Here is a 2,841-nt window from a genome sequence, read left to right on the forward strand (position 1 = left end):
AGCCCATAACCCTCAATCCTCCGGCTTCTTTTTCGGCTTGCCCCGCTGGATCAGCTTGCCGCCCTCATACAGGTCGGCTTGCTCGAACATCTCGTCGGTCCATTCGGGAATTTCTTCGTATTCCTCGGGTTGGATGACGTGGGCATCGACCTTCGCCAGATCGCTCCCCGTCGGGCGGCGGCCCGCGCGAATCAGCACGTCGCCTTCATACACATCGGCTCGCGCCAACATCTCGTCGGTCAGTTCCGGGGCGTCGTCGGCCGGATCAAGTTGGGCGGGAGGCTTGGTCATCGGGGGCTCCTCTCGATTCCGCACTCTGCCGCCAGAATATCATGCCGAAGGCCGCAAGACGTGGGCGTTGCCCACACCCACCAGGGGGCCGCGCCCCCTGGACCGGCATCAATTGGATCGGGGTCCAGGGGCCGTGCCCCTGGCGGGGATGGGCGGAGCCCATAACCCTCAACCCCTCCGCCGGAGGGCCGGGCGATGAGACTGCTTCTGCTCCCGGTCGCGCTGCTGATCGTCGCGTTCGTCACCGGCCTGGTCTGGCAAGTGGGGTTCGGCTTCTATCCGCTTGAGGCCGCCTCGTGGCTCTGGGTGCAGGATTACCTGCGCGCCTACCACCAGTTTCCGCCGTTTTTGACCGTGAGTCTGTTTGGCGTTGCCGCCGCGCTGATCGTCCTGATCGTGCTGCTTCAGGCGCTGGCGTCGCGGATCGGCGGGCGGACCACCCATGGCGGCCGCGACGACACCACCTTGCACGGCTCGGCCCGCTGGGCGACCCGGGCCGATGTCAAGCAGACCGGTCTGATGGGCAAAAAGGGCGTGGTCGTGGGCGGCTGGCCCGGGCTGACCGGCAAGGTCCGGACGCTGCGCCATGACGGGCCGGAGCATGTGCTGGCGTTCGCGCCGACCCGCTCGGGCAAGGGCGTCGGGCTGGTGCTGCCGACCTTGCTGTCTTGGCCGGGCTCGGTGCTGGTGCTCGACATCAAGGGCGAGAACTGGCGGCTGACCTCGGGGTGGCGGGCGGCGCAGGGCCAGCGCATCCTGAAATTCGATCCGACGGCGGAAAGCGGCGGGCTGCGCTTCAACCCGCTGGCCGAAATCCGCATTGATGGCAACCACGCCATCGCCGATGCCCAGAACATCGCGGCGATGATTATCGATCCCGACGGCAAGGGGCTGGCCGATTTCTGGGCCAAGTCCGGCTTCTCCTGGCTGACCGCCGCGATCCTCTACACCCTCTATAAGGTCCGCGCCGATCAGGGCCGCATCGCCACCCTGACCGATGTCGATACGATCCTGACCGCCTCGGGCGAAGGCGGGCTGGAGCATCTGCTGACCGACATGATCCGCTTCGAGACCGGGGCGGAGGCGACCACCCGGCTGATCCGCTCGGCCGGGCAGGAAATGATGGACCGGGCGGCGCAGGAACGCTCCGGCGTTCAGTCCTCGTCGAAGGTCGATCTGTCGCTCTATCGCGATCCGATCGTGGCGCGCAACATCGCCGCGTCGGATTTTCGCCTCTCCGATCTGATGAACGGGGAGTGCCCGGCCAGCCTCTATCTGGTGGTGCCGCCGTCCGATATCGACCGTCTCCGTCCGCTGCTGCGCGTGATCCTGAACCTCGTTCTGCGCCGTCTGATGCAGAGCGGTGACGCGCCCAACTACCGCTATCGCCTGCTGCTGATGCTCGACGAGTTCACCAGCGTCGGCAAGCTGGAGATCTTCGAGCGCGCGCTGGCCTTCATGGCCGGATACGGGCTGAAGGCCTTCCTGATTATCCAGGATCTGACCCAGCTTCAGGGCACTTATGGCCGCGAAAACTCGATCGTCGGCAATTGCCATATAAGGGTCGCCTACGCGCCGAACGAGGTGGCCACCGCCCGGGTGCTGTCCGATCTGTGCGGCAAGACCACGATCGTCCAGACCCGCAGCACCCGCTCGCGCAAGCCGCTGGCATTGTCGGGCACCGTCACCGACAGCGTTGCCGAAGTGGCGCGTCCGCTGCTGACGCCCGACGAATGCATGCGGCTTAAGGCGGCGGTCAAATCGCGGCGCGATCCCGCCCGGATCGTCCGTCCCGGCGAGATGCTGGTGTTTGTGGCGGGCCATCCCCCGATCCTCGGCCGTCAGCCGCTCTATTTCCTCGACCGCACCCTGCTCGCGCGCTCGCAGCTCGCCCCAATCGGGGCCGAAGCCAACGACGGGGAAAACGAAACTAGTTCCGAACCCTCGGTGCCCGTCACCGAGCCGTCCGGCCTCGCGGATCGCATCCGCGCCGCCGCCCGATCCTCCTCCACCCCCTGAAAGGAGTCTCCCTATGTCCCCTGATCCGAAAATCCCGCTCGACCAGATCGCGGTTCAGATCACCACCGGCCTGGTGGTGGCGGTCGATCCCGACGATGCCGACGCGATGGCCGCGTTCGAGGACGACGCCCTCGACATCGAGTCCGCGCAGGAAAGCCGCTTTGACGAGGAGGCGGAATGATGGCCGAAACCAAGATCAGCTATCGCGACGAAATCGCCGGCGAAATCATCCGCCGCATCGAGGCGGGCACCGCGCCCTGGCAAAAGCCCTGGAAGGCCGGAGAGATCGGCGCGGCCCCGTTCAACCCGGTCAGCACCAAGCCCTATCGCGGCATCAACGATCTGTGGCTGTCGATGATGGGCCGGGCCGATCCGCGCTGGATGACCTATCGCCAAGCCCTCGAAATCGGGGCTCAGGTGAGGAAGGGCGAGCGCTCGGCCACGATCGAATATTGGCAATGGAGCACCCGGGAGACGCTGAAGGATGCCGACGGCAAGCCGGTGCTGGACCAAGACGGCAACCCCAGGATT

Annotated in this window: 4 protein-coding genes; 3 read left to right on the forward strand and 1 reads right to left on the reverse strand. The window is 66.1% G+C overall.

The features are described 5' to 3' along the window. Positions 1-12 precede the first annotated feature (12 nt). Entirely contained in the window at positions 13-291 is a 279-nt protein-coding gene (locus K678_RS17230) for a hypothetical protein (RefSeq protein WP_021133766.1), read from the reverse strand. Positions 292-486: 195 nt separating this feature from the next. Here K678_RS17230 and K678_RS17235 point away from each other — a divergent pair, with 195 nt between their 5' ends. The 3 genes from K678_RS17235 to K678_RS17240 form a co-directional block, all read left to right on the forward strand. Continuing rightward, the gene (locus K678_RS17235) at positions 487-2,310 is read left to right on the forward strand and encodes a type IV secretory system conjugative DNA transfer family protein (RefSeq protein ID WP_021133767.1); all 1,824 of its coding nucleotides are present in this window, start codon (positions 487-489) and stop codon (positions 2,308-2,310) included. A 13-nt stretch (positions 2,311-2,323) separates the two neighbouring features. Further along, positions 2,324-2,491 carry a hypothetical protein gene (locus tag K678_RS18875; RefSeq protein ID WP_155804601.1) on the forward strand — a complete coding sequence of 56 codons (168 nt, stop codon included), beginning with the start codon at positions 2,324-2,326 and terminating at the stop codon, positions 2,489-2,491. Then, the coding region (locus K678_RS17240; RefSeq protein WP_231376286.1) for an ArdC-like ssDNA-binding domain-containing protein at positions 2,488-2,841 on the forward strand (354 nt) is incomplete at its 3' end. The genes K678_RS18875 and K678_RS17240, both read left to right, overlap by 4 nt.

Source organism: Magnetospirillum fulvum MGU-K5, assembly GCF_000442515.1.
Taxonomy (GTDB): domain Bacteria; phylum Pseudomonadota; class Alphaproteobacteria; order Rhodospirillales; family Magnetospirillaceae; genus Phaeospirillum; species Phaeospirillum fulvum_B.

Bases quoted from the DNA above. Each gene is read 5' to 3' on its own strand.
- K678_RS17230 (WP_021133766.1), bottom strand. From the start codon at position 291: ATGACCAAGCCTCCCGCCCAACTTGATCCGGCCGACGACGCCCCGGAA.
- K678_RS18875 (WP_155804601.1), top strand. From the start codon at position 2,324: ATGTCCCCTGATCCGAAAATCCCGCTCGACCAGATCGCGGTTCAGATC.
- K678_RS17235 (WP_021133767.1), top strand. From the start codon at position 487: ATGAGACTGCTTCTGCTCCCGGTCGCGCTGCTGATCGTCGCGTTCGTC.